We start from the raw sequence: 23,128 nt of genomic DNA, 5'->3' as shown, positions 1-23,128 counted from the left end.
CGAACAAGCGAAATATCGTAATCTCGTATGAAATGGCTGCTGGCAATACTCACCATTATGCTCCTCGCCACCCAGTACCGACTTTGGGTTGGTGAAGGTAGTCTCGCCGAAGTTACCCGTCTCAAGCGTCAATTAGCCCAACAGCAAGAAAAAAATATCGCGCTGGTGCGGGAAAACCGTCAACTATTTAGGGAAGTCCGCAGTTTGAAAGTTGGCACTGATGGTGTGGAAGCGAAAGCCCGTTATGACCTGGGACTGATCAAGGAAGGGGAAACACTGTTTATCTTCCTGGATAAGGAAGAGGCTGAAAATTGATTAAGGATTATTGGGTCATTGTACCCGCTGCCGGCGTTGGCAAACGTATGGGGGCTGATCGCCCGAAACAGTACCTGCCATTGCTCGGGCGACCACTTCTATCCCTGACTTTAAAAAATATTCTTGGGTGGCCAGGTTTGGCTGGCGTTGTAGTATCGCTATCGGAGCAGGATACCTACTTCCCTCACCTGAAAGAAGCAAACCACCCCTTGGTACACACCGTCATTGGTGGAGCTGAGAGAGCAGACTCTGTTCAGTCCGCCCTGGATTTCCTGGCGGGGCGAGAAAGCGGCGATACTCCGGTTTTAGTCCACGATGCTGCACGACCCTGTGTGTCTGAGCGCGATATTTGCGCTTTACTCAGTGACGAAGTCTCACCGATGGCACTTTTGGCGCGCCCCGCAAGCGACACATTAAAGCGCAGTCATATGACTGGCGGTGTAGCCTGTGTGGAAGAAACGGTTGACCGCGAAAGTATTTGGTTGGCGCAAACCCCGCAACGTGCCCCTCTCAGCACTTTGCACTCATGCCTTGGTAAAGCCCTGGAGCAAGGGGTTGCTGTAACCGATGAAGCCAGCGCACTGGAGTTTTTTGGCCATTCACCGCAATTGGTAACGGGTGATAGTGACAATATTAAAGTGACGCACCCCGCCGATATCATAATTGCAGAAACTATTTTACGTCTGCGCTACTCCCCGACTGAGGATAAGCGATAGTGAGTTTTCGAATAGGCCAGGGCTTTGATGTGCATGCATTTGGCCCTGGTGATCATGTAGTGCTCGGAGGAGTACAAATCCCCTATGGGTATGGCTTGGTAGCTCATTCTGATGGGGATGTTTTACTGCACGCCCTATCGGATGCCTTACTGGGGGCTCTGGCCCTGGGAGATATCGGTAAGCACTTTCCCGATAACGATGAACAATTTGCCGGAGCGGATAGCAGAAACCTGCTTCGACATGTTGTTGGGTTAATCGATAGTAAAGGGTATCGCCTGGTTAATGCGGATATGACGTTGATTGCCCAGGCCCCCAAAATGGCTCCGCATATCGATGGAATGCGGATCAATATTGCCGCTGACTGTGGTGTTGATTGCGATGCGATCAGTGTCAAAGCAACCACTACAGAAAAGCTTGGATTTACTGGTCGCGGTGAGGGTATCGCCGCGCAAGCTACTGTTTTATTAGAGCGCAAAGATGTCTGAAGTTTGGAATCTGGATTGGCCCCGAGCGCTTGGGGGTGCGGTAATTTCTGGCGATTTTCGCACAGAACCAGAAGATTTTATTGTCGATGAACTGGCTATGCCACCGGCTGATAAAGATGGTGAGCATGTTTACTTACAGGTTAAAAAGCGCGGGGCAAATACCGCCTGGGTTGCCAAGGAATTGGCGAAGTTAGCCGGGGTGCAAAGCCGGGATGCCAGCTTTTATGGATTGAAAGACCGACATGCTGTTACCACTCAATGGTTCAGTGTATGGCTCGGACAAAAGCCAGAAGCAGACTGGTCGCAAATTAACAGCGATGAGATTTCATTGCTCCAGGCCTTCCGGGGGCCACGCAAGTTGCGTCGCGGAGAGCATATGGGGAATCGCTTCAAGATTCGTCTGCGCAATGTAGAAGGTGATCAGGACAAAGCAGAAGAAGTACTTCAGCTGATTCCCAAAGGGGTGCCCAATTACTTCGGTGAACAGCGCTTTGGGATTGATGGCAATAACCTTAGCTTGGCAAAAAACTTAGCTGAAGAGGACGGTCGTTGCCGCAAAAGCGAAAAGGCCTTCGCCATGTCTGCTGCCCGTAGCTGGCTGTTCAACCAGGTTTTGGCTGAACGAGTCAACACCGGAACCTGGCAGAGCCCCCTCGTTGGAGAGCCTGAAGACTACCCAACCGGGCCTCTTTGGGGGCGTGGCAGAAACCTGTCAACGGATGCCCTGGGGCAGTTGGAAGAGCAAGTGTTGTCTCCGTGGCAGCCTTGGTGCAACTGGCTGGAGCACTGCGGTCTTAGCCAGGAACGCCGGGCCATGATTTTATCCCCGGAGGCGTTTCGCTATGAGTGGGAAGGTGATCATTTAATCGTCGAATTTGCCTTGCCACCAGGTACTTTTGCTACGGCTTTGCTACGGGAGATAGCTCAGCTGGTCAATGTTAAACAGTGCACATAAAATTTGTATTTAGGTGACTGGCGCTGTTGCACAAATCATGGACAAGAAAAGAATATGGATCGCTTGAGACAAGAAGGTCTGGGGATGACTTCCCAGCGAACCCGTAATCGCTTGATCCAGCGATTGCGGGAAGAGGGGATATCCAACGAGGAGGTACTGGATGTAATGGCATCTACACCTCGACATCTCTTTTTGGATGAGGCCCTGGCTATTCGGGCTTATGAAGATACTGCTTTGCCCATAGGGTATGGCCAAACCATTTCCCAGCCATACATTGTCGCCCGTATGACTGAACTCTTACTGAGTAGAGCCAAGTCTCTGCACCGAGTTCTGGAAGTGGGTACGGGCTCTGGCTACCAAACGGCCATTCTTGCTCGCTTGGTCGAACAACTTTATTCCGTCGAGCGTGTCGAACCTCTGTTGGAAACCGCTCGCCATCGGTTGGGGGAGCTGGGTTATAGCAATGTAGAGTACAAGCTCAGCAGTGGGGGCTTTGGTTGGAAAGAAGAGGGTCCTTACGATGCTATCCTGGCTGCAGCAGCACCTGCGATGATTCCTGATGAGCTGCGAGAACAGCTGGCTCCCAATGGAGTTTTGGTAATTCCGGTGGGGGCTGAGCAGCAATACCTGACGATGGTGACTCGTCGTGAGGATAGTAATAAGTTTGATGTGGAAAAGTTGGAAGCGGTACGTTTCGTGCCTTTACTCGGTGGCGTGGTTCGATGAGATTTGCTGAGGTTCTAAAAAGTCGCTACCCCGGAGTGCTTTTGCGGGGAATGGCAATGGGGGCTGCCGATGTGGTGCCCGGTGTTTCCGGGGGAACTATTGCCTTTATTACCGGCATCTACCAGGAGCTTTTGGACTCCCTCAGTCGAATAGGCCCGCATTGTATTACAGTGTGGCGGAAGGAGGGGTTTCTATCCACTTGGCGCTATATTAATGGGAGCTTTTTGCTCTCTCTTTTCCTTGGGGTATTGTTGAGCGTTTTTAGCTTGGCCCACCTGATTAGTGGCTTACTGCAAAATTATCCAATTGTTGTGTGGTCTTTCTTTTTCGGTTTGGTTCTCGCCTCAATTGTTCCCATTGTGAGAAATATCCCCCGGTGGTCGCCATCTGTTTTGGTTTTTCTTGCACTGGGTATTGCGCTTGCAGTAACAGTGAGCGAGATGCGGCCTTCGGAGATACCGGCAACTCCACTTACGCTGTTTTTATCAGGTGCTTTGGCAATATGTGCGATGGCACTGCCGGGAATTTCCGGCGCTTTCCTGCTGTTATTAATCGGGATATACCCCAAGGTTTTAGCTGCAGTTCATGAACTCCAAATTTCAAACCTATTGTGCTTTGCGGCAGGGGCGGCAATAGGACTGATGCTCTTCAGTCGGTTGTTGTCTTGGCTGATGCACAAATATGTAGCCAGGACACTGGCATTTCTTGCCGGGGTTTTGTTGGGTAGTTTGAAGATTATTTGGCCCTGGAAACTGCCAATGTCCGGGGAAATCGAAGCATCAAGCAAATTGGCCCCTTTGCTATCCAACACTTCTCCGCTAACTTATGTCGAGCAAACCGGCGACAGTGCTCATTTGGGGGGCGCAATTGTTGCGGCTCTAGTGGCAGCGCTCTTAGTTCTCGCTGTAGACTTCTTTGGCAAGGTGCACAGAGAGAAGTCTTGCGCCACTCCGCAATAAGATCTGGAAAATCTCGGTATGGCAGCGTTTTATCAAACTTTTCCAGAGATTTTTGGAGCTTTTCTTTAGACACTTTTTCCATAAATGCCGTGGTCTGATGTAAAAAGAGAATAATGGAATGTCATCTTTTGCAACCTTTTGAGCGCCGATGTTGGCGGAACAAGCTCCCTAAAATCGGTCATTGTTTGTGGGGGGTGTTTAAAATATTAGGCTTGCTGGTTCTGCTGCAGGCCGTTTCCTCCTGTTCCAGCCATAAGGCTCCCTCAAGCTCCCTACGCCAGCCCCCGAGTATCAAAATTACCCACCACACGGTAGGTAAAGGGGATACCCTCTATTCGATAGCCTGGCGTTACGGCAAGGATTTTCGCCAATTGGCGGCGATAAATGGTATCCGCTCCCCTTATCAAATATATCCTGGGCAGAGAATCAGGCTGACGGGTTCAGTGCCAACCAAGAGCACTGCCAGCACGCAAAAGAAGCAAAAAGTGCCAGTCGCAAAAGCTAAACCGAAAACAATACAAACGACCACTGCTAAAAAATCTTTAACACCAAGCCCAAAGCGCCAATCAACAGCATCTCGCCGGAGCGGATCGGTCAACTGGCGCTGGCCCGCCAAGGGGAAAGTGATTAGTCACTTCCACTCTGGGGACCCATTGCGTAAGGGAGTTGATATCGCGGGTGAAAAGGGTGAGTCTGTACTGGCAGCGGCTGATGGCACCGTGATCTACGCAGGAAGCGCCTTGAGAGGTTATGGAAAGCTGCTGATCGTCAAGCACAACGAGGTTTACCTCAGTGCCTATGCACACAATCACCGGTTGCTCGTAAAGGAGGGCAGCAGGGTAAAGGCGGGGCAAAGGATAGCGGAACTGGGTTCGAGTGGTACCGACCGCAACAAGCTCCACTTTGAGATTCGCAAAAACGGTCAGCCAGTAGACCCTCTTGCCTACTTACCGTAAGTTCACGGCCGCAGTAAAGCTCTGCAAATAAAAATGGACTTTTAACTAGTACCACTTGAGGTAGTCACTGTAATCGTGGCCATCCCAGGGTCAGCCGATTCAGTGGCTGTCGCCACATACCTGCGGCATTGATAGTTGTGTTATCAATGTCCGAGTGTGTTGTGCGGCTGAAATTGGCAAAGTACAAGGAGCAGGGGAAATGGAAGCACAACGGCAAGACCAGTCTATGGCTGGCCAGGCAGAAGACTTTCCTCCTGAGTTAGACGTTGAAAATGATGAGCAGAAATTAGGTTCAACTGAAGCAGGTGTTAGTCGCACGCGGAAATCTGCGGCTAAAAAGAGTTCCGCACCCTCCCAGGCAGAGAAAAGTAGAGTTTGTAGATTGGATGGCGATGGCCATTTGCAGAAAAATCTCGACGCTACTCAACTCTATCTCAATGAAATTGGATTCTCCCCCCTATTGACCGCAGAAGAAGAGGTGTATTACGCGCGCAAGGCTTTGCGTGGAGATGCTGCGGCAAGAAAACGAATGATCGAGAGCAATCTTCGCCTTGTTGTAAAGATTGCTCGCCGCTACGTTAGCCGAGGTTTGGCACTGCTGGACCTTATTGAGGAAGGCAATCTGGGCCTGATTCGAGCAGTTGAGAAGTTTGATCCAGAGAGAGGTTTTCGCTTTTCCACTTACGCCACCTGGTGGATACGTCAGACGATAGAACGGGCCATAATGAATCAGACCCGGACCATACGCCTGCCCATCCATGTCGTGAAAGAGTTAAACGTGTACTTGCGTGCATCTCGAGAGTTGGCGCAAAAGCTGGATCACGAGCCATCCGCAGAAGAAATTGCGACCCTCCTTGAGAAGCCAGTCGAAGATGTCGAGCGTATGCTGGGGCTCAATGAGCGGGTTACTTCTGTAGATACTCCCATTGGGCCCTCTTCTGAGAAGACCTTGGTAGATACCATCCCCGATCAGCAGGAATCTGACCCAGCAGAGCTTTTACAGGACAGGGACCTTTTTGACAGCATCAACCGCTGGTTGGGAGAGTTACCTGACAAACAGTGTGAAGTGGTCTCTAGGCGGTTTGGTTTGCGCGGTTTTGAAGCGAGCACCCTGGAAGAAGTAGGGCGTGAAATCGGTCTCACCAGGGAGCGGGTCAGGCAGATACAGGTGGATGCACTGAAACGTTTAAGAGAGGTTATGGAGAAGCAGGGGCTCGACGGGCATTCACTATTTGGCAATTTGTAGCCTCTACTCCTTGATAATACCCCACTGCCAGTTTCTGGCTGTGGGGTTTTTTATCATCTCTTCTTGCTGAGCTGAAGTCTTCGTGCTATGAGTTACTTCCTTACCCAGCGTCCCAGGTTGTCCTGGTAGTATTCTCCGGGTGACAAGCGGGCTTCCAACTTTTCAGCGGCGCGTGTTGCCACCTGGGCTATATCAATTTTATTGCGCTCAGCGATTCGAGCGTAAGCAGCTTTTCGCTTGGCATTCACTTCTTTGACCAGTTTTTCCAGTTCTGGTGAGCTGGCATCTACGATAGCGATGTATCCGCTATTGGCTTCACCAACCAGGCCCTTACTTTTGGCTTCATTTAGGGAAATTGCCATTGCAGGCAGGGCGATTAATAAGCTCAGTGCCAAAAAGGCTTTCATTAATGTCTTCATATTTGCCTCCTTAGAAAATCCCTTCCTTGTCTTCAAACAGGTTGTCCAGGTCCTTGTCGACCTTGACCCGAATTTCGTGCTCAATTTTCACATTCAGGTTTACTGTAATTGGCTCACTGGGAGCCTTTACCGCTACAGTGGGTGTACACCCTGTAGCAACCATAGCGTATAGCAGCCCCATAGGAATCAGTCGGCTGGCTTTCATCTGACACTCCTCACAGTACCTCTTTGGTACCCTTTTACTTTTTGTACCTAGCCCGTGTTACCTGCCTGGTTCAGCAGGTGAGTTGGATGCCGGCAGACCCAAGTATTTTATTGAGTCAACCTTAACCGGTGATGAACCAAGCAGGCTTGTACATACCAATAAAGGCTACTTCACTCCTGACCTATTGGTCCAGCTGCTTTTCTAGGGTTTCAGTCAAATCACGACTGGCTTGCAATGAGCGCAACATGTCTGGGATATTGTTTTCAAGGTTCAGGTTGATCACCAGGTCTCGATCAGAATCGATAGCCTCACTTCGCCCAACCAGCTTTAGCTGTAGTTGGAGATCTCCGCTGGCTGGATAGTCTATGCTGCCTTCCAGTGTTTGAAACTCATAATCTTCCAATGCATTGGCTATCAACTTGAGTTGAGGGTTGCTTGCCAGCATCTGCGGAGAAAAGGCTCCGTAGTAGCGCAAGCGTCCGCCTGGAGCTTCACCCTGAAGGTGACCGGCTTCCACAGTGATACCCTCAGGCCCCGTTACAATGGGGATTTCTAAATTAATTAGCCCGCTGGCCTCAAAGTTCTCTGAGTCCGTCTCCTGTGCTAAAGCCTCTAGAGAAATACCTTGTGCATGTACAATGCTTTTTCGAGTCTCTTCAGCGAGATTCCAAATAAGGGCTGATGAAGTAACCTTGCCTTGCAAAAAGTCAGCAGAAAAATTATGCAATGTAATATCTTTCTGTTTATCCAGTTGCAGTGATAACTGGATATTTTTTACTGGTAAACCCGCGTTAATAGATTCTATCGATAGTGAGTATGGTGTAGGTGTGATCCAGTGCCCATCTTCGTTTTCTACTTTTAGATCTCCACTGATTCCGGTGGCAAAACTATCCTTATAGGTTGCTGCAATATCGTCCAATGAAACATGGATACTATCTTTGGACCGGGGGGGCAAAGACACAGAACCACCGGCAGAAAGTCTGCCCGAGACGATATTGAGGGGAAGCCCCTGGATCGTATCGTTTAGAGAGCGATCCGTACTAAAGGTAACTTCAGGAACGGAAAATTCAACTCCACCTGAGGATTTTGATAAGTCGTAAGAGCCGCTTAAATCAATTTTAATTGCACCTGCTTTAATTTGACTATGACTTGTTAGCTTATTGTGTTGCAGGGATAGCTTGCCTTTGGCTGAAGAGTTAACCTTGTACTTTTCCGATGTCTCAATCTCTAAATTGTTACTATTAAATTCACTGTCCAGCGCTGCAGCACCATTTTTGATGGTAACGATACTATCAAGAAAATTGAGGTCTCCAGAAAGGGAAAATTGCTCGGTGTTGATAATTCCAAACTGACTGCTTATTTCTGGGAGAGTGCAGATTGTAGGTGCTGTTACTTCGCAGTGTACTGTTGGTATATCTAAGTTTACTCTGTCAGCCGCCAATGTTTTGGTTGCTATTTTTTCTCCAGATACTTTAATGCTCTCTAGCGTGAATTTTTGACCTTTAAGATTGCTTTCAATCTTTGCCTTGGCCGTTGAGCTCAGATTGGTAACTGCTAATTCTCTGGCCCGCTCATAAAGTTGGGGTACCTTTGTCTTCAGCTCAAAGTTACAGGCACTGATATCAGAGAAGTGACATTGTATGCCGCTAGCGGTTAACTGTACTGTCGAGTCCCCATTGGAGCCTTGTATTGTTGCAGTTAGAGATCCTTGTTCGACCTCAATATCTCTTTTGTTGGGATTGGTCAGGTCACCTGTAATGGAGATAAGATCTTTAATGCTTGCCTGAATCTTGCTTTGATGTAATCCGGTAGTAATTAAAGGCGAGTTTTTCCCTGATGTGGAAGCTGAAATATCCAATTGAATAGTTTGGTTTGGTATTAATTCTAATTGAAAGCTATTTACTTCTGGAGAGTTAATATTGTTAAGCGAACTTAGTTGAAGTTTACCCTTAAATGCCACATCTCCATTAACACTATCTATAGGTAGTGCTGGCAAGTGCCTGAGATATAGGGGGGAATTAACTATAGTATTTGCACTTGTTAGATGAAAAGTACCTTCGATATCTAATTCGGGAGATGTTGCCGATGTGCTCGAGCTAAAGTTCGCACTTAATAGCGGGGTATTGGTGTTTTTATCCGTACCTAAAGATATATCAAGCTCGCCATTCCCCTTGATATGTTGAGGTTTAAATGGAAATAGTGATTCAAGTGTTATTTTTATTGGATTACTTATAGATAATTGGGCTTCTATATCGGAGTTTAGTTGAGCGTATGGGATTGTGGCCTTTAGATCATTGCCATTAAGTTGAATGTCAATTTCTCGGTAGCTTGAAATGGATAGCAGATTGTCTGGCAAGCTAATCGCGGTGGTAGCTATAATTTTGCCTGATACTGTCGGCTTAGTTGTGGAGCTAGCTTTAGGTTCAAATACCTCTATCAGTGGGGCTATAGATTCTAGCTCTGATACAAGTTTACTGTTTAAAACCCATGTGTCAGTTTTTAGTTTAGCAATAGTTATATCAGCTTCAGACAGAATCTTTGAGTTGTTAGTTAGTATTCTGGGTTTTAGTTTGATTTCTGACAAACCTAAAAAAGCCTCAAAATATAAATTAAGCTCGCCAAACTGGGGGTGTTTAAGGGGAGTTTCGGCATGAATTTTTATGTTGTCGCGGGCTATATTTAGTGGACCGCCAATCAATTGGTCATCGAGTACTATTTGCTTAACAGATATCTTGCATGGCAAAAAGCGGGTTAGACTTTGGCTTAGGGCACTTAACGAAAATGTACTATTTGTCTTGACATTATTTTCCGGGAGCTGCTCGTCGATATGGGCTTTGGTAACGATATCTTCAGCTTCCATGCTCCTGGTTAGCTTTTCTATTGATAGTTCAATTTTTTGAGTGTTATCTCGATCATAAATAATATGGAAAGGATAGACAATTTTTACTCCCTCAAGGAGGATAATGCTATTTACACTGGATTTTAGGCGAACTTCCTGGATCGAAACTTCTTTAAAACCCAGTCGTAGTCCTGACAGCTCCTGAATAACTACCTCTCCTGAGAAAATGTTGATTAGCTGAGAAGCAACGATATCCTTTTTCCACCAGCTAGCTGCTATGAGCGCAGCTAAAAAACAAGATAGGGTTATGATGGATATACGGAGTTTACGCACACTTAACCTCGGAGTTCCCGCAAGAGATTAGCTCAAACTTAAATCTATTATTCGTTACAAAAGGGCGGAGTAGGAATACTTTAATCCCTTACTTCTACCTTATGGCGAGTTTACCAGATTGGATAATTATACTGGCTGCAATTTCTCGCCATGTTGATGAGTATCTACTGTGCTGTAGGGTGGGGCAGACAATAAGTGCTTTATATGGATAGATAATCGACTATCAGTTAATAGTTTTTAGCTATTTAAATGAACATATTGATAGTTTTTATTTCTCCGCCGCTATTACCGCCACGTCTGTGGGGGCAGACGTACCAAGAGTGCCGGTGGGCAAGGCTGCAAGGGCAAGTATTAATCTAACTTATCTATGCGTGGCACCAATCGCGCTGGGAAGCTATAGTCCGGTTTTTAACTTGGGTGATAAATAGTATTAGCCCGGGTAACGATATTGTTGGTCCAATTAATCGAATTCATACTGCCCCGGAAGGGCATAGAATGACTGAAGGTGTTTCAATAATGAATGATAGCCAGCCAAAGACCATTTACCTGAAAGACTATCAAGTACCAGATTACCTGGTGGATGCTACTGATTTACATTTTGAGCTGGAACCCAAGGCAACTTTGGTCAAATCTCGTTTGAATATTCGCAGAAATCCGCAAGCGGACGCAGGGCTGCCGCCTTTAGTGCTGGATGGTGTTGAGCTGGAATTACTTTCGGTTTCTTTGGATGGAGTTTTGTTATCTACATCTGATTATCAGGTTCTACCTGAGGGCCTGTCTATCCCTGTAGAGAAACCAGAATTTCTGCTGGAAATCCGCAATCGGATAAATCCGGAGGAAAACACATCTTTAGAGGGATTATATCTCTCTAATGGTATGTATTGCACTCAATGTGAAGCTGAAGGATTTAGAAAAATTACTTTCTATCCTGATCGGCCGGATGTTATGTCCAAATTTACCACCACCATCGTCGCGCCGATGGACCACCCGGTACTACTTTCCAACGGCAATGAAATTGAGAAAGGTAGATATGAAGATGGTCGTCAGTTTGTAACTTGGGAAGATCCATTTGCCAAGCCGGCTTACTTATTTGCGTTGGTAGCCGGGGATTTGGAGCATGTGGAAGATAGCTTCACAACAGCCTCTGGTAGAAAGGTTAAGTTGCAGATCTTTACGGAAGCGAAAAATATTGGGAAGTGTGATCATGCTATGCGATCCCTTAAAAATGCGATGCGTTGGGATGAGGAAACTTACGGAAGGGAATATGACCTAGATATCTTTATGGTTGTTGCTGTTGATCATTTCAATATGGGGGCTATGGAAAACAAAGGATTGAATATTTTCAATTCGGCCTGCGTGCTCGCTAGCCCAGAAACAGCGACGGACTCAGCTTTTCAGCGGATCGAGTCTATTGTAGGGCATGAGTACTTTCACAATTGGTCCGGTAATCGGGTCACCTGCCGGGATTGGTTTCAGTTGAGTCTGAAGGAAGGTTTTACCGTATTTCGTGATGCAGAGTTCTCCGCTGACCTTAATTCCCGAGCGGTTAAGCGTATTGAAGATGTATCCCTTTTGCGTACTACCCAGTTTGCTGAAGATGCCGGCCCTATGGCCCATCCTATCAGGCCAGATTCTTATATAGAAATTTCAAACTTTTACACTCTGACAATTTATGAAAAGGGTGCGGAAGTTGTACGGATGATTCATACACTCTTAGGTGCAGAAGGATTCCGCAAAGGAAGTGACTTGTACTTTCAGCGGCACGATGGCTGCGCGGTAACCTGTGAAGATTTCGTCAAGGCGATGGAAGATGCTAACAAGGTTGAACTGAAGCAATTCCGCAACTGGTATAGCCAAGCAGGCACGCCGATACTTGATGTGACAGATAGCTTTAATGAAACTGATGGCACTTATAGGCTAGCTATTCGCCAGTCTTGCCCTTCATCGCCGGGTCAGGAAGAGAAGTTACCTTTCCACTTACCAATAAGAATTGGATTGCTGGGGGCTGATGGCGCAGAGCTTGTACTCAATGAGCAGGGTGATACTGAAACTGTTTTACAGTTAACAGAAGATGAGCAATCTTTTGAGTTTTCCGGACTTACGGAGAAGCCTTTACCCTCATTGCTGCGGGGCTTCTCTGCTCCAGTAAAAATAAGGTATAACTATAGTAATGAGCAGCTTCAATTTTTAATGAGGAAGGATAAGGACACGTTTAACCGCTGGGATGCAAGTCAGCGCCTAGCATTAAGTGCTTTGTGTGATCTTCAGGTGGCTTTTCGTAAAGGTGAGGAACTACAGGTACAATCAAGTTTAATCAGTGCTTATAAAGAGGTTTTACAGGATGTTGATCTCGATCTAGCGCTGGTTGCAGAGATCTTGCAGTTGCCCAGTGAGCAGTTTATCGCTGAAGAGTCATCATTTATTGATGCGGAAGCAATAATTGTTGCGAGGGATTTTGTAAGGAAGGTAATTGCAGGTGAATTATTTGATGAATTTCGCAAGCGCTATCTAGAATTGAATACGACAAAGCCCTATAGCCCGAATGCGTTAGATGTTGCGCAAAGACGACTCAAAAATACCTGTTTATCCTATATGTGCATAACAGAAACTGAGGAGGCCTTAAATATAGCCCAGGTTCAGTTTGAGAGCGCTAGTAATATGACAGATAGTGCAGCGGCTCTCGCTGTTATTATTAATCATGCACCGGAAGACCGAGCCAGGGGGTTGATTGAGCAATTTTATGAGCGCTGGAAAACCGATACTCAAGTCGTAGAACTATGGCTGAGCCAGCAGAGTTGTAGTCCCAAGCGCGGTACATTGGAAAATATTCGTGCACTTATGGATCACCCTGCTTTTGAAATGAAAAACCCCAATAAAGTAAGGTCTGTAATAGGTGGTTTTGCTAATCGTAATTTTAAGCAATTCCATAAGAGCGATGGTAGCGGGTTTGAGTTTGTTGCCGATCAGGTTCTGGCCTTGGACAAGCTAAATCCACAAATTTCAGCAAGGCTGGTTATACCGATCACACGTTGGAAAAAATACTCTGGTAGCCTGGGTGAGAAGATGAAAGTTGCCCTGCAAAGGGTTGCTGATTCGGGAGACCTATCTAAGGATTTGTTTGAGGTGGTCAGCAAAAGCTTGATTTAAAATAAATACCTGCTTGGGGTATGCTGCACATACCCCATTTTTTTATAGGATTTTGTTAACTTTTTCTTCGCCTAGCTGAACTAAATGTAGCTTGTTCCCATCATTTTTTAGCTCAGTGATTGAAGTGTAATCGGGCCTAAACTGTTGTACTTTTTGGTGGTTTCGGATATGTGCAACAACTGAATTGATGACCATAAAATGGCAGAAGATAAAGGTGTCCTCTGAAAGACTTTCCAAATACCTGATTATTCCCTCGCGCCAGTCTTTTTGTTCTCTGTCGCAGGGGTCCCACTCTCCAGTAAGTAATGTTCGTAACCAGGTTAGGCGTTGAGCTTTGGGTATTTCTTCTGGTGTAGGTATTTCCGTCACTGCATTTTCAATTACAACCTCTATATCCCAAACTTCGGCCAAAGGCTTTGCTGTTTGCTGTGCACGGAGTTTGGGGCTGCTGATTAATTGAACTTTCTCTAGAGAGGAAAGTTTTAGGGCTAGCTCTTCTGCCTGCTTGTAACCTTCGTCTGTGAGTATTGGGTCGGGGATGTGCTCCCCTTTCGCTGCTTCTCCATGCCTGATTAAAAAAATTCTTGCCATCTATGCCAACCTAAAGATAACCATTCAAACTATCGTCGGGTATATGTTGCCATAAACTGAGAAGCTCTGGTGAGTTAAACGCTCTGGCTGAGGGATGATTGCCAAATCGCTTACTGTGTTTTCCTGAAAACTCTGGCCAATCATTGCCGGGGTTCCCTGTTTCAGCAAAATTCAGCCAAGCTTGTTGCATTGAGGCACTTAATAAATGGGGGTTTTCTTCAGCACCATATAGTGTTTTCAAGGAGTGATCGCTATGGGTTCCAAATACATAGCCAAGCTCAACGGCGTGACAGGCCCCTAGCAATGGCTGTGCTGCGAGAGGTTGTGCAAAGTGATAGTGATAGTTTTCCCCCTGATGACTTTGTAGGTGTCTCAGCCCAGGCAAGGTGAATACCATATCAGTGAGCAAAAGGTTCCAGGCTCGGCTCCACTCTGGCCAGGGGTTGTCTGTCATTTTTTTTGCTAGTTGATAGTAATGTCTGAGTAGGGGCTTTAGCTCGGATTCTGAGATAAGCCATTCCAGATGAGTGCATATTTGCCGGTAGTCCATGTTAAAGCTTTCAGGGTTTATCGCGCTAAAGAGATTCCATTCCTCCAAATTGTTCCCTAACAAAAGGGATGTTTGGTGTGTCGGGGAGAGCTTCTTTTCAGGGGAAAAAAGTTCCCTGTCTGCGACAGGTTTAAATGGCAGTTGCCCCCATTTTGCTGTCATCGACGTGTCAGATAGTATTGCTTTTTGGGTTTTCAGAAGAAGTTTGGTTGGACAATTTTGTAGTGAGATGCCACCAGAGATTTTTTCATATTGTTGAATGAAAGTCTTACCAACATGGTTAGCGCTTTGCAGGGAGTGGGAGGCTCTTGGGTGCCCACTCTGGACAATTGCACGGCGTATAAGACCTTTACATTGTGGAGTTTCAAGTAAGGAGGCAATACTCATTGCCCCAGCTGATTCACCGAAAAGAGTGATATTGTTTGGATCTCCGCCAAATGCTGAGATATTTTTTTGAACCCATTGTAGGGCGGCTATTTGATCTAAAAGCCCTTCATTGCCGGTTGATGGTATATCACTAATATCCTTTAGACGTAGAAATCCCAGTGCGCCTAAACGGTAGTTTATAGTGACAACAATTGTCCGACCGCTAGCTGCTAAGTATTTACCATTGTAAATTTCTTGGCATCCTGATCCCATGTAAAAAGAGCCGCCATGAACCCAAAACATTACTGGCAGCTTTTTTCCTTGCGACATTGCGGGAGAAAATACATTCAAATAGAGGCATTCCTCCCTTTCAGGAAGATTCCCGTTTTGATCTCGAACTTCCATTAGGGCGGATGAGTTTTGCGCTGCTGGTGAACCAAAGCTATGCGCTTGGAAAGGATTTTTCCAGGGGTCCAACTCTTGCGGTGGTAGCCAACGTAAATTCCCTACAGGAGGGAGAGCGTAGGGAATACCCAAGAATTTATATACGCCAGTTTCTTCATCTGTGGTTCCGATGATTGGCCCGGCAGGCGTATCAACAACGGGTGTAGGTTTTTTGTTTAAGTGCCTGCCAATTTCCGGGTCTGTAGTCATTTGTAACTTCCTAATCTTGCTGAAGTTAGCACGAAAACTGTTTTTCTCCTGCCGCTGCCTAACTCCTCCTTGAAAACGTTTTGAATTACGTCCATACAAAAGTAGTGCGCGTAAAAACGTACTGGCGTAATTGTTTTTTTATGGAGGAAAATTAGTAAGGCAATGTATTAGTGAATCTAGTCACGGATGGGCTCAAAGTGGGGTATTTTCCGTCTTTAAGCTCAGGCCATGAACTGTGTATTTAGGAAGTTGCACCGTTTGAAGTTGGTGAGAGCATGATTGCGAAAATCTTTGACAAATCCACGGGCTCAATCGACGAGCGATCACTGGAGGGGCTATCTTTGACCTCTCCTGGTCTTGTCGAAATGCCCGCAGATCCTGAGGATATTGCGTCTTTTTCCAAGGACGGATTAGACCTCGTTATTGTTTTAAAATCCGGCCAGATCGTCATTGTTTCAGGGTTTTACCTGTTAGATGAAGATGGCGAGCACAGTGAGCTAGTGCTAACAGGGGCTGGAGAGCCTCTTATGTTAGCTTCTAATGGAGATTTAATCTCTGCCTTTGCTGCGGCTGGTGGCGCTTCTTATCCAGCACCAGCACCAGTCGATCCGGGTATTTCTTGGTGGATTCCTGCATTAATTGCACTTGGAGTTGTTGTTATCGCTGTAGCGGCTAGCGATAACGATGATGACAATCGCGATCAATTTTTTATTCCTGACTCTGACTCTGATGCTGATGCTGATGCTGATGCTGATGCCGATGCCGATGCCGATGCCGATGCCGATGCCGATGCCGATGCCGATGCCGATGCCGACGCGGATGCTGATGCCGACGCAGATGCCGATGCCGATGCCGATGCCGATGCCGACGCCGACGCCGACGCCGACGCCGACGCTGATGCCGATGCCGATGCCGATGCCGATGCCGATGCCGATGCCGACGCAGATGCGGATGCCGACGCGGATGCCGACGCGGATGCCGACGCTGATGCCGACGCTGATGCCGACGCGGATGCCGATGCCGATGCTGACGCGGATGCCGATGCCGATGCCGATGCCGATGCCGATGCCGATGCCGACGCAGATGCTGATGCGGATGCCGACGCGGATGCCGATGCCGATGCCGACGCGGATGCCGACGCGGATGCCGACGCGGATGCGGATGCCGATGCGGATGCTGATGCAGATGCCGATGCCGATGCCGATGCCGATGCCGATGCCGATGCCGATGCCGATGCCGACGCCGACGCTGATGCCGATGCCGATGCCGATGCCGATGCCGATGCCGACGCAGATGCGGATGCCGACGCGGATGCCGACGCTGATGCCGACGCTGACGCTGACGCGGATGCGGATGCGGATGCCGACGCAGATGCAGATGCTGATGCCGATGCCGATGCCGATGCCGATGCCGATGCCGATGCCGACGCGGATGCCGACGCAGATGCCGACGCAGATGCCGACGCGGATGCAGATGCCGACGCAGATGCCGATGCCGATGCCGACGCGGATGCCGACGCGGATGCCGATGCCGACGCGGATGCCGACGCGGATGCAGATGCTGACGCGGATGCGGATGCGGATGCCGATGCGGATGCTGATGCCGATGCCGATGCCGATGCCGATGCCGATGCCGACGCCGACGCCGACGCCGACGCTGATGCCGATGCCGATGCCGATGCCGATGCCGATGCCGACGCCGACGCAGATGCGGATGCCGACGCGGATGCCGACGCTGATGCCGACGCTGATGCCGACGCGGATGCCGATGCCGATGCCGATGCCGATGCCGACGCAGATGCTGATGCGGATGCCGACGCGGATGCCGATGCCGATGCCGACGCGGATGCCGACGCGGATGCGGATGCCGATGCTGATGCAGATGCCGATGCCGATGCCGATGCCGATGCCGATGCCGACGCCGACGCCGACGCTGATGCCGATGCCGATGCCGATGCCGATGCCGATGCCGATGCCGATGCCGACGCCGACGCCGACGCCGATGCCGATGCCGATGCCGATGCCGATGCCGATGCCGACGCAGATGCGGATGCCGACGCTGACGCGGATGCGGATGCGGATGCCGACGCAGATGCAGATGCTGATGCCGATGCCGATGCCGATGCCGATGCCGATGCCGATGCTGATGCCGATGCCGATGCCGATGCCGATGCCGATGCCGATGCCGATGCCGATGCCGACGCGGATGCCGATGCCGATGCCGACGCGGATGCCGACGCGGATGCGGATGCGGATGCCGATGCGGATGCTGATGCTGATGCAGATGCCGATGCCGATGCCGATGCCGATGCCGATGCCGATGCCGACGCCGACGCTGATGCCGATGCCGATGCCGATGCCGATGCCGATGCCGATGCCGACGCAGATGCGGATGCCGACGCTGATGCCGACGCTGACGCGGATGCGGATGCCGACGCAGATGCAGATGCTGATGCCGATGCCGATGCCGATGCCGATGCCGATGCCGATGCCGATGCCGATGCCGATGCCGATGCCGATGCCGACGCGGATGCCGATGCGGATGCGGATGCCGACGCGGATGCCGACGCTGACGCTGACGCGGATGCGGATGCGGATGCCGACGCAGATGCCGACGCCGACGCCGATGCCGACGCTGATGCGGATGCCGATGCTGACGCCGATGCTGACGCCGATGCCGACGCCGATGCGGATGCCGATGCCGACGCGGATGCCGACGCGGATGCCGACGCGGACGCGGACGCGGATGCCGACGCTGATGCCGATGCCGACGCCGACGCCGACGCCGACGCGGATGCAGATGCGGATGCAGATGCCGACGCCGATGCCGACGCCGACGCCGACGCCGACGCTGATGCTGATGCGGATGCGGATGCGGATGCGGATGCGGATGCGGATGCCGACGCCGACGCCGATGCGGATGCCGATGCGGATGCGGATGCCGACGCTGATGCCGATGCCGATGCCGACGCGGATGCCGACGTAGATATCGACATAAATATTGATATCGACATTGATATTGATATCGACGTTGACATCATCATTATCAATATCGGACATCATCCGCACGAGCAGAGCGCACTTCATGGAAGTGATGTAGCGACTCTGGGTGGCGACGGAGATATTTTGGCAGATCCGCCGTTATTCACTTGGGAACCGGACGGAGATGCAGATGCTGATGCTGATGCTGATGCTGATGCTGATGCTGATGCTGATGCTGATGCTGATGCTGATGCAGATGCAGATGCAGATGCAGATGCCGATGCCGACGCTGATGCCGATGTGGATATCGACATAAATATTGATATCGACATCGATATCGATATCGACGTTGATATCATCATTATCAATATTGGAAGGGACTACCAAGAGCCAGATGCGCTCCCAGATGAAGGTGTCGCTTTCATGGTTGAAAGTATTGGAATGCCAACAGATGAGATATTTGTTTGGGATTCTGACGCGGATGCCGATGCCGATGCCGATGCCGATGCCGATGCCGATGCCGATGCCGATGCCGATGCCGATGCCGATGCCGATGCCGATACTAGCGTTGACATTGATATCAACATCGACATTTCAGTTGATATCGATATTGATATTGACATTACCATCATCAATATTGGATCAGATGTGGCAATGGACTCTGACGGCATATTGGATGTTGGTACTGCAACTGTGCCTGGTATTGACATGCTGGGTAGTGGCTCTGACTTGACTCTTGATGATCTATTCGAATCTGTGGGTAGCGATACTCAAATATTCGAGTCTGCTGGAGAGGTGGCTGGCGTAGATACGAGCCAAATTTCTAGTGGAGTAATGGATTCGATGGAGATGTCGGCAGCAATTGACGACACTATCGGAGATATGTGGCAACAAAACAGCTTGAGCGACACTTAGATCTGAAAGCGAAAAATTAACTTAAGTACCGGGCCGTAAGGCCCGGTTTTTTTTGGCTAGACTTTTGTGGCCACTCTACAGAATTTATGTAATTAGATGTTAATAGAGTGTTTAACCTCCCGGTAATTATTGAAAGTGAATATAGTGGAAGTGTTTAAACAGAAAATGAAAATATCATTTGTGTTGACTCTGGTGTTTTGGTCAATCACAGGTGACGCCGATATATTAATTTCTCCCCGTTCCTCTGAAGTAATTAGCCCAAGAAGCATGGAAGTAGAGGCTTATGATTCATTAAAAAAGTTTTCCTTTAGGGAGTATGAGGAAGGTATAAAGCGAACTGAATTCAATATGCTTGAAGTGGTGCACCAAGCCGTCGGTTGGCATCCATTAATTGCAGAAGCCGTTGGGAATCTCTATCAGCAGAGGCAAGGCGTCAAAGCTGCACGATCGGGATATTTTCCTCGATTGAATGCTGGAATTGTGGCCGGGAACGACTCCGAGTACAAAAGCGAAGGTGATGGACACGCGTTCCAGGTGAATATTTCCCAGATGGTTTATGACTTTGGCAAAGTATCTAGCAATGTTGACTTTGCAAAGGCTGGTGTACAAAGGTCTCAGGCTGAAGTTCTCCAATCTATTGACGAAGTTGCAAGGAGAACCGCAAAAGCGGCAATTGAGGTTCAGCGCTATCAGTCTCTCCTTTTAACTTCTGATGCACAAGTTAATGGCGTATCTGCTATTGCTGATCTTGTGCAAATTCGAAAGGAGCGTGGAGTTAGTTCCCGCTCAGATGTGTTACAGGCGCAATCAAGAGTTGATGCTGCACAGGCATCTAAACAGCAAGTAGAAGCTTTGTTACGCCGATGGCGTACCACTTTACAGAATCTCACTGGATTCCAATCTCCATTTCGGGTGGCTATGTATGTTCCTGAGGACGTCGCACAAGCATGTGATGTCCAGTCTTTTGATTTGTCGTCAGTACCAGATGTACTTATTGCTGCCGCATCTAGAGCTGAAGCTGAAGCACAGCTTAAATCGGCAAAAGCAAATGCATGGCCAACCTTAACCCTTGATGGAAATGTGAATCAGTACTTGGATCAAAACTATGTTGATGCCAATGCACTTGATAGTAATGAGAAGGCGATTTTCTTTAATGTTTCCATGCCTATTTATCAAGGTGGAAAGATATCTGCCGGAAGAGAGGGGGCGAGTTATGCCTTGCTGTCGGCTGATGCGGCGAGAGACTCGGCACAATTATTTGTAACCCAAAAATATCGTGAGGCACAAGAAGAAGCTGAAGGGTTAATGCGTAGTTTGAGTTCGCTTAGCGCTAGGGAGAGCGCTATAGCTGAAACAAGGGATCTATATAAACAGCAGTATTCCACTCTAGGCACGCGGACTCTAATTGATTTGCTAAATTCAGAACAGGAGCTACACATTGCCCGCCGAGAAAAAAATAATACGATTTTTGATTTGCACCTTCTAAAAATAGATTGTCTACATAGTCGTGGTGGTTTGCGCGAGGCATTTAAACTGGATGGAACCGAGATTCAGGGTGTGGAGGTGTTGCCTTGAATGGAAGCCAATTAGATATTGCGGGTGAAATTGAAAAGCCATTTTCCAGCTCTAAAAATAATGCCGCTAACGTTACTCCTTGGTGTGAGGCAATAATTTCTATTGCTCGACATTATCGAATTGATTGCTCTTATGAAAGGGTCCGAATAGCTGGGAATTGGGGGGGATATAACTCTATAGAAAGCGTTGTTAGGCAGATGGCGCGACAGGCCGGGCTTACGGCAACATTCAGCTCGTTCAATGAGTCTGCGATCAATTCGTGGCGTTTGCCCATTGTTGCCCAATTGGTGGATGGTCAGTTAGTTGTTGTAGAGTCTGTATCTAAAGATATGGAACTGAGTGTTATCTACTGTGGCGATAAAGGTCTAAAGAGTACAGTACATCTGGACGATTTAAAAAATAATGTTCTGAACCTGGCTATATTTCGTCCCAGGAGAACGGCAACAGACTCTCGTATAGATGACTATGTTAAGACTGAAGACAAGCATTGGTTTCGCCGGATTATCCTTAGGGATTTGAAACCCTATTTTCATGTGATGATTGCCACAACAATTGCAAATTCTCTAGCACTAGCTGGAATTGTTTTTTCAAAACAGGTCTATGACAGAGTCATTCCAGCTGAGTCTTTTCCTACCCTTTACGTTCTATTTAGCGGTGTTGTAGTAGCAATTATCTTTGATTTTATTATGCGTACTATGCGAGTCAGGGTAACGGACTTGCTGGGGAAGCGTGCTGATATTCGTATGTCGGATTTGGTTTTTGGGCATGCTATTAGGGTTAAAGATCAAGCCAGACCAAAATCAACCGGTACATTTATCTCTCAGATTAGAGACCTTGAGCGCATAAGAGAATTGTTTACATCTTCCACCGTTTTGGCTCTTGCAGATTTACCTTTTTTTGTACTCTTTCTGTTTGTTATGTGGTGGGTTGCTGGGAGCTTGGCACTAATACCTCTTGTAGCAGTTTTCTTGTTAATTATTCCTGGGTTGCTTCTTCAGCCGAGGCTTGCAAAGTTATCGAAGGAATCTATTAAAGAAGGAGCGCTACGTAATGCAATGCTAATAGAAACGGTTCAAGGGCTGGAAGATATAAAAGCCATGCAGGCGGAACAGCGCTTTCAAGGGCAGTGGAATCATTTCAACGCAGTCACCGCAGATTCCAATCTAAAGCTGCGATATCTGGTTGGTGTTTTACTGAGTTGGACCCATAACGTGCAGTCATCAGTTTTTGCTGTAGTTGTGTTATTTGGAGCTCCGATGGTCATGGCTGGCGACATGACAACGGGCGCACTGGTTGCTGCCTCTATTCTTGGTTCGCGGATGATGTCACCAATGGCAAATATCACCCAGGTTTTAAGCCGCTGGCAGCAAGCCCGGTTTGCGATGAAAGGAATTGATCAGATTATGCAGTTACCGGTTGATAACCCTGAAGATGAAAAGAAAGTGCAGAAGTCCTCGCTTCAAGGAAATTATCACTTTAAACAGTCGGTTTATAACTATGGAGATGATACGTCTGATCCCGCTCTAGTTATTCCTGAATTAAAAATTACTCAAGGTGAACGGATTGCTATATTAGGTCGAAATGGATCCGGTAAGTCAACGTTGCTACATGCACTGTCGGGTTATATTGAGCCCGCTCGTGGTCAGTTACGGTTAGATGATGTCAGCTTGGCTCATATAGATCCCGCTGATGTAAGACGAGATATTTCTCTCCTTAGCCAAAAGACAGGGCTATTCCATGGGACTATTTATGAAAATCTTGTCTTAGGTTCTCCCAATGCCAGCGATGATGAAATTCTCGTCGCACTTAAAATGAGTGGTGCCGAGACTTTTGTGAGTAAGCTCCCGAAAGGCTTGGGATCTATGATTCAAGAAGGTGGCTACGGGCTGTCTGGAGGGCAAAAGCAGTCTCTGCTGATTGCTAGGATTTTATTACGTCAACCAAATGTTCTTTTGCTGGATGAGCCTACTTCAGCACTGGACGAAGCCACTGAGAAAAAATTTATTTGTGCATTATCAGATTGGAGTGTAAACAAAACAGTTGTTATTGCAACTCATAGAACTAGCATCCTTAGCTTTGTAGATCGAATAATTGTGCTGGATAGTGGTCGAGTTGTTCTCGATGAGCCAAAAGAAAAAGCACTCTCTATTCTTTCTCGACGGAAGGATCCTAAGAAGGATGAAGAAGTTTCCTAG

General features: G+C 48.1%; 17 protein-coding genes. 12 read left to right on the top strand and 5 right to left on the bottom strand.

Going from position 1 to position 23,128, the window contains the following annotated elements:
• Window positions 1–27: 27 nt before the first annotated feature.
• From ACJJIR_RS15285 to rpoS, 8 genes are all read left to right on the top strand, one after another.
• The gene (locus ACJJIR_RS15285; protein ID WP_282931806.1) at window positions 28–315 is read left to right on the top strand and encodes a septum formation initiator family protein; all 288 of its coding nucleotides are present in this window, start codon (window positions 28–30) and stop codon (window positions 313–315) included.
• A complete protein-coding gene (gene ispD / locus ACJJIR_RS15280; RefSeq protein WP_444905991.1) occupies window positions 312–1,031 on the top strand; it encodes a 2-C-methyl-D-erythritol 4-phosphate cytidylyltransferase in 720 nt (239 codons plus the stop codon). Before ACJJIR_RS15285 ends, ispD begins: the two co-directional genes overlap by 4 nt.
• A complete protein-coding gene (gene ispF / locus ACJJIR_RS15275) occupies window positions 1,031–1,516 on the top strand; it encodes a 2-C-methyl-D-erythritol 2,4-cyclodiphosphate synthase (RefSeq protein ID WP_444905990.1) in 486 nt (161 codons plus the stop codon). The genes ispD and ispF overlap by 1 nt, the downstream gene beginning before the upstream one ends.
• On the top strand, window positions 1,509–2,471 hold the full coding sequence (gene truD, locus ACJJIR_RS15270) for a tRNA pseudouridine(13) synthase TruD (protein WP_444905989.1): 963 nt from the start codon (window positions 1,509–1,511) through the stop codon (window positions 2,469–2,471). The genes ispF and truD overlap by 8 nt, the downstream gene beginning before the upstream one ends.
• 54 nt (window positions 2,472–2,525) lie before the next feature.
• On the top strand, window positions 2,526–3,197 hold the full coding sequence (locus tag ACJJIR_RS15265; RefSeq protein WP_282931810.1) for a protein-L-isoaspartate(D-aspartate) O-methyltransferase: 672 nt from the start codon (window positions 2,526–2,528) through the stop codon (window positions 3,195–3,197).
• The gene (locus ACJJIR_RS15260; RefSeq protein WP_444905987.1) at window positions 3,194–4,156 is read left to right on the top strand and encodes a DUF368 domain-containing protein; all 963 of its coding nucleotides are present in this window, start codon (window positions 3,194–3,196) and stop codon (window positions 4,154–4,156) included. Before ACJJIR_RS15265 ends, ACJJIR_RS15260 begins: the two co-directional genes overlap by 4 nt.
• Before the next feature lie 194 nt (window positions 4,157–4,350).
• The gene (locus ACJJIR_RS15255) at window positions 4,351–5,112 is read left to right on the top strand and encodes a peptidoglycan DD-metalloendopeptidase family protein (protein ID WP_444905986.1); all 762 of its coding nucleotides are present in this window, start codon (window positions 4,351–4,353) and stop codon (window positions 5,110–5,112) included.
• 199 nt (window positions 5,113–5,311) lie between these two features.
• Window positions 5,312–6,358, top strand: coding sequence for an RNA polymerase sigma factor RpoS (rpoS, locus tag ACJJIR_RS15250; RefSeq protein ID WP_413664895.1), 1,047 nt, complete (start codon window positions 5,312–5,314; stop codon window positions 6,356–6,358).
• Between the two features lie 92 nt (window positions 6,359–6,450).
• On the opposite strand, the gene ACJJIR_RS15245 is transcribed toward rpoS, so the two are convergent.
• The 3 genes from ACJJIR_RS15245 to ACJJIR_RS15235 all read right to left on the bottom strand — a co-directional run bounded on the left by ACJJIR_RS15245 (window position 6,451) and on the right by ACJJIR_RS15235 (window position 10,154).
• Entirely contained in the window at window positions 6,451–6,777 is a 327-nt protein-coding gene (locus ACJJIR_RS15245; RefSeq protein WP_282931814.1) for a YdbL family probable chaperone protein, read from the bottom strand.
• 10 nt (window positions 6,778–6,787) lie between these two features.
• On the bottom strand, window positions 6,788–6,982 hold the full coding sequence (locus ACJJIR_RS15240) for a YnbE family lipoprotein (protein WP_282931815.1): 195 nt from the start codon (window positions 6,980–6,982) through the stop codon (window positions 6,788–6,790).
• A gap of 181 nt (window positions 6,983–7,163) precedes the next feature.
• Entirely contained in the window at window positions 7,164–10,154 is a 2,991-nt protein-coding gene (locus tag ACJJIR_RS15235) for an intermembrane phospholipid transport protein YdbH family protein (RefSeq protein ID WP_444905985.1), read from the bottom strand.
• 495 nt (window positions 10,155–10,649) lie between these two features.
• Here ACJJIR_RS15235 and pepN point away from each other — a divergent pair, with 495 nt between their 5' ends.
• Window positions 10,650–13,301, top strand: coding sequence for an aminopeptidase N (pepN, locus tag ACJJIR_RS15230; RefSeq protein ID WP_444905984.1), 2,652 nt, complete (start codon window positions 10,650–10,652; stop codon window positions 13,299–13,301).
• 42 nt (window positions 13,302–13,343) lie between these two features.
• Here the strand turns inward: pepN and ACJJIR_RS15225 are convergent, their stop codons facing one another.
• The gene (locus tag ACJJIR_RS15225) at window positions 13,344–13,892 is read right to left on the bottom strand and encodes a histidine phosphatase family protein (protein WP_444905983.1); all 549 of its coding nucleotides are present in this window, start codon (window positions 13,890–13,892) and stop codon (window positions 13,344–13,346) included.
• A gap of 10 nt (window positions 13,893–13,902) precedes the next feature.
• Window positions 13,903–15,462, bottom strand: coding sequence for a carboxylesterase/lipase family protein (locus tag ACJJIR_RS15220; RefSeq protein WP_444905982.1), 1,560 nt, complete (start codon window positions 15,460–15,462; stop codon window positions 13,903–13,905).
• Window positions 15,463–15,737: 275 nt separating this feature from the next.
• Here ACJJIR_RS15220 and ACJJIR_RS15215 point away from each other — a divergent pair, with 275 nt between their 5' ends.
• The 3 genes from ACJJIR_RS15215 (at window position 15,738) to ACJJIR_RS15205 (ending at window position 23,128) form a co-directional block, all read left to right on the top strand.
• On the top strand, window positions 15,738–19,358 hold the full coding sequence (locus ACJJIR_RS15215) for a BapA/Bap/LapF family prefix-like domain-containing protein (RefSeq protein ID WP_444905981.1): 3,621 nt from the start codon (window positions 15,738–15,740) through the stop codon (window positions 19,356–19,358).
• A 144-nt stretch (window positions 19,359–19,502) separates the two neighbouring features.
• Window positions 19,503–20,933, top strand: coding sequence for a TolC family outer membrane protein (locus ACJJIR_RS15210; protein ID WP_444905980.1), 1,431 nt, complete (start codon window positions 19,503–19,505; stop codon window positions 20,931–20,933).
• A complete protein-coding gene (locus ACJJIR_RS15205; RefSeq protein ID WP_444898133.1) occupies window positions 20,930–23,128 on the top strand; it encodes a type I secretion system permease/ATPase in 2,199 nt (732 codons plus the stop codon). The genes ACJJIR_RS15210 and ACJJIR_RS15205 overlap by 4 nt, the downstream gene beginning before the upstream one ends.

It is taken from the genome of Microbulbifer maximicatervae (SeqCode), assembly GCF_052467385.1.
The sequence above is the reverse complement of the archived record's forward strand: the minus strand, read 5'-3'. Positions and strand labels throughout refer to the sequence as shown.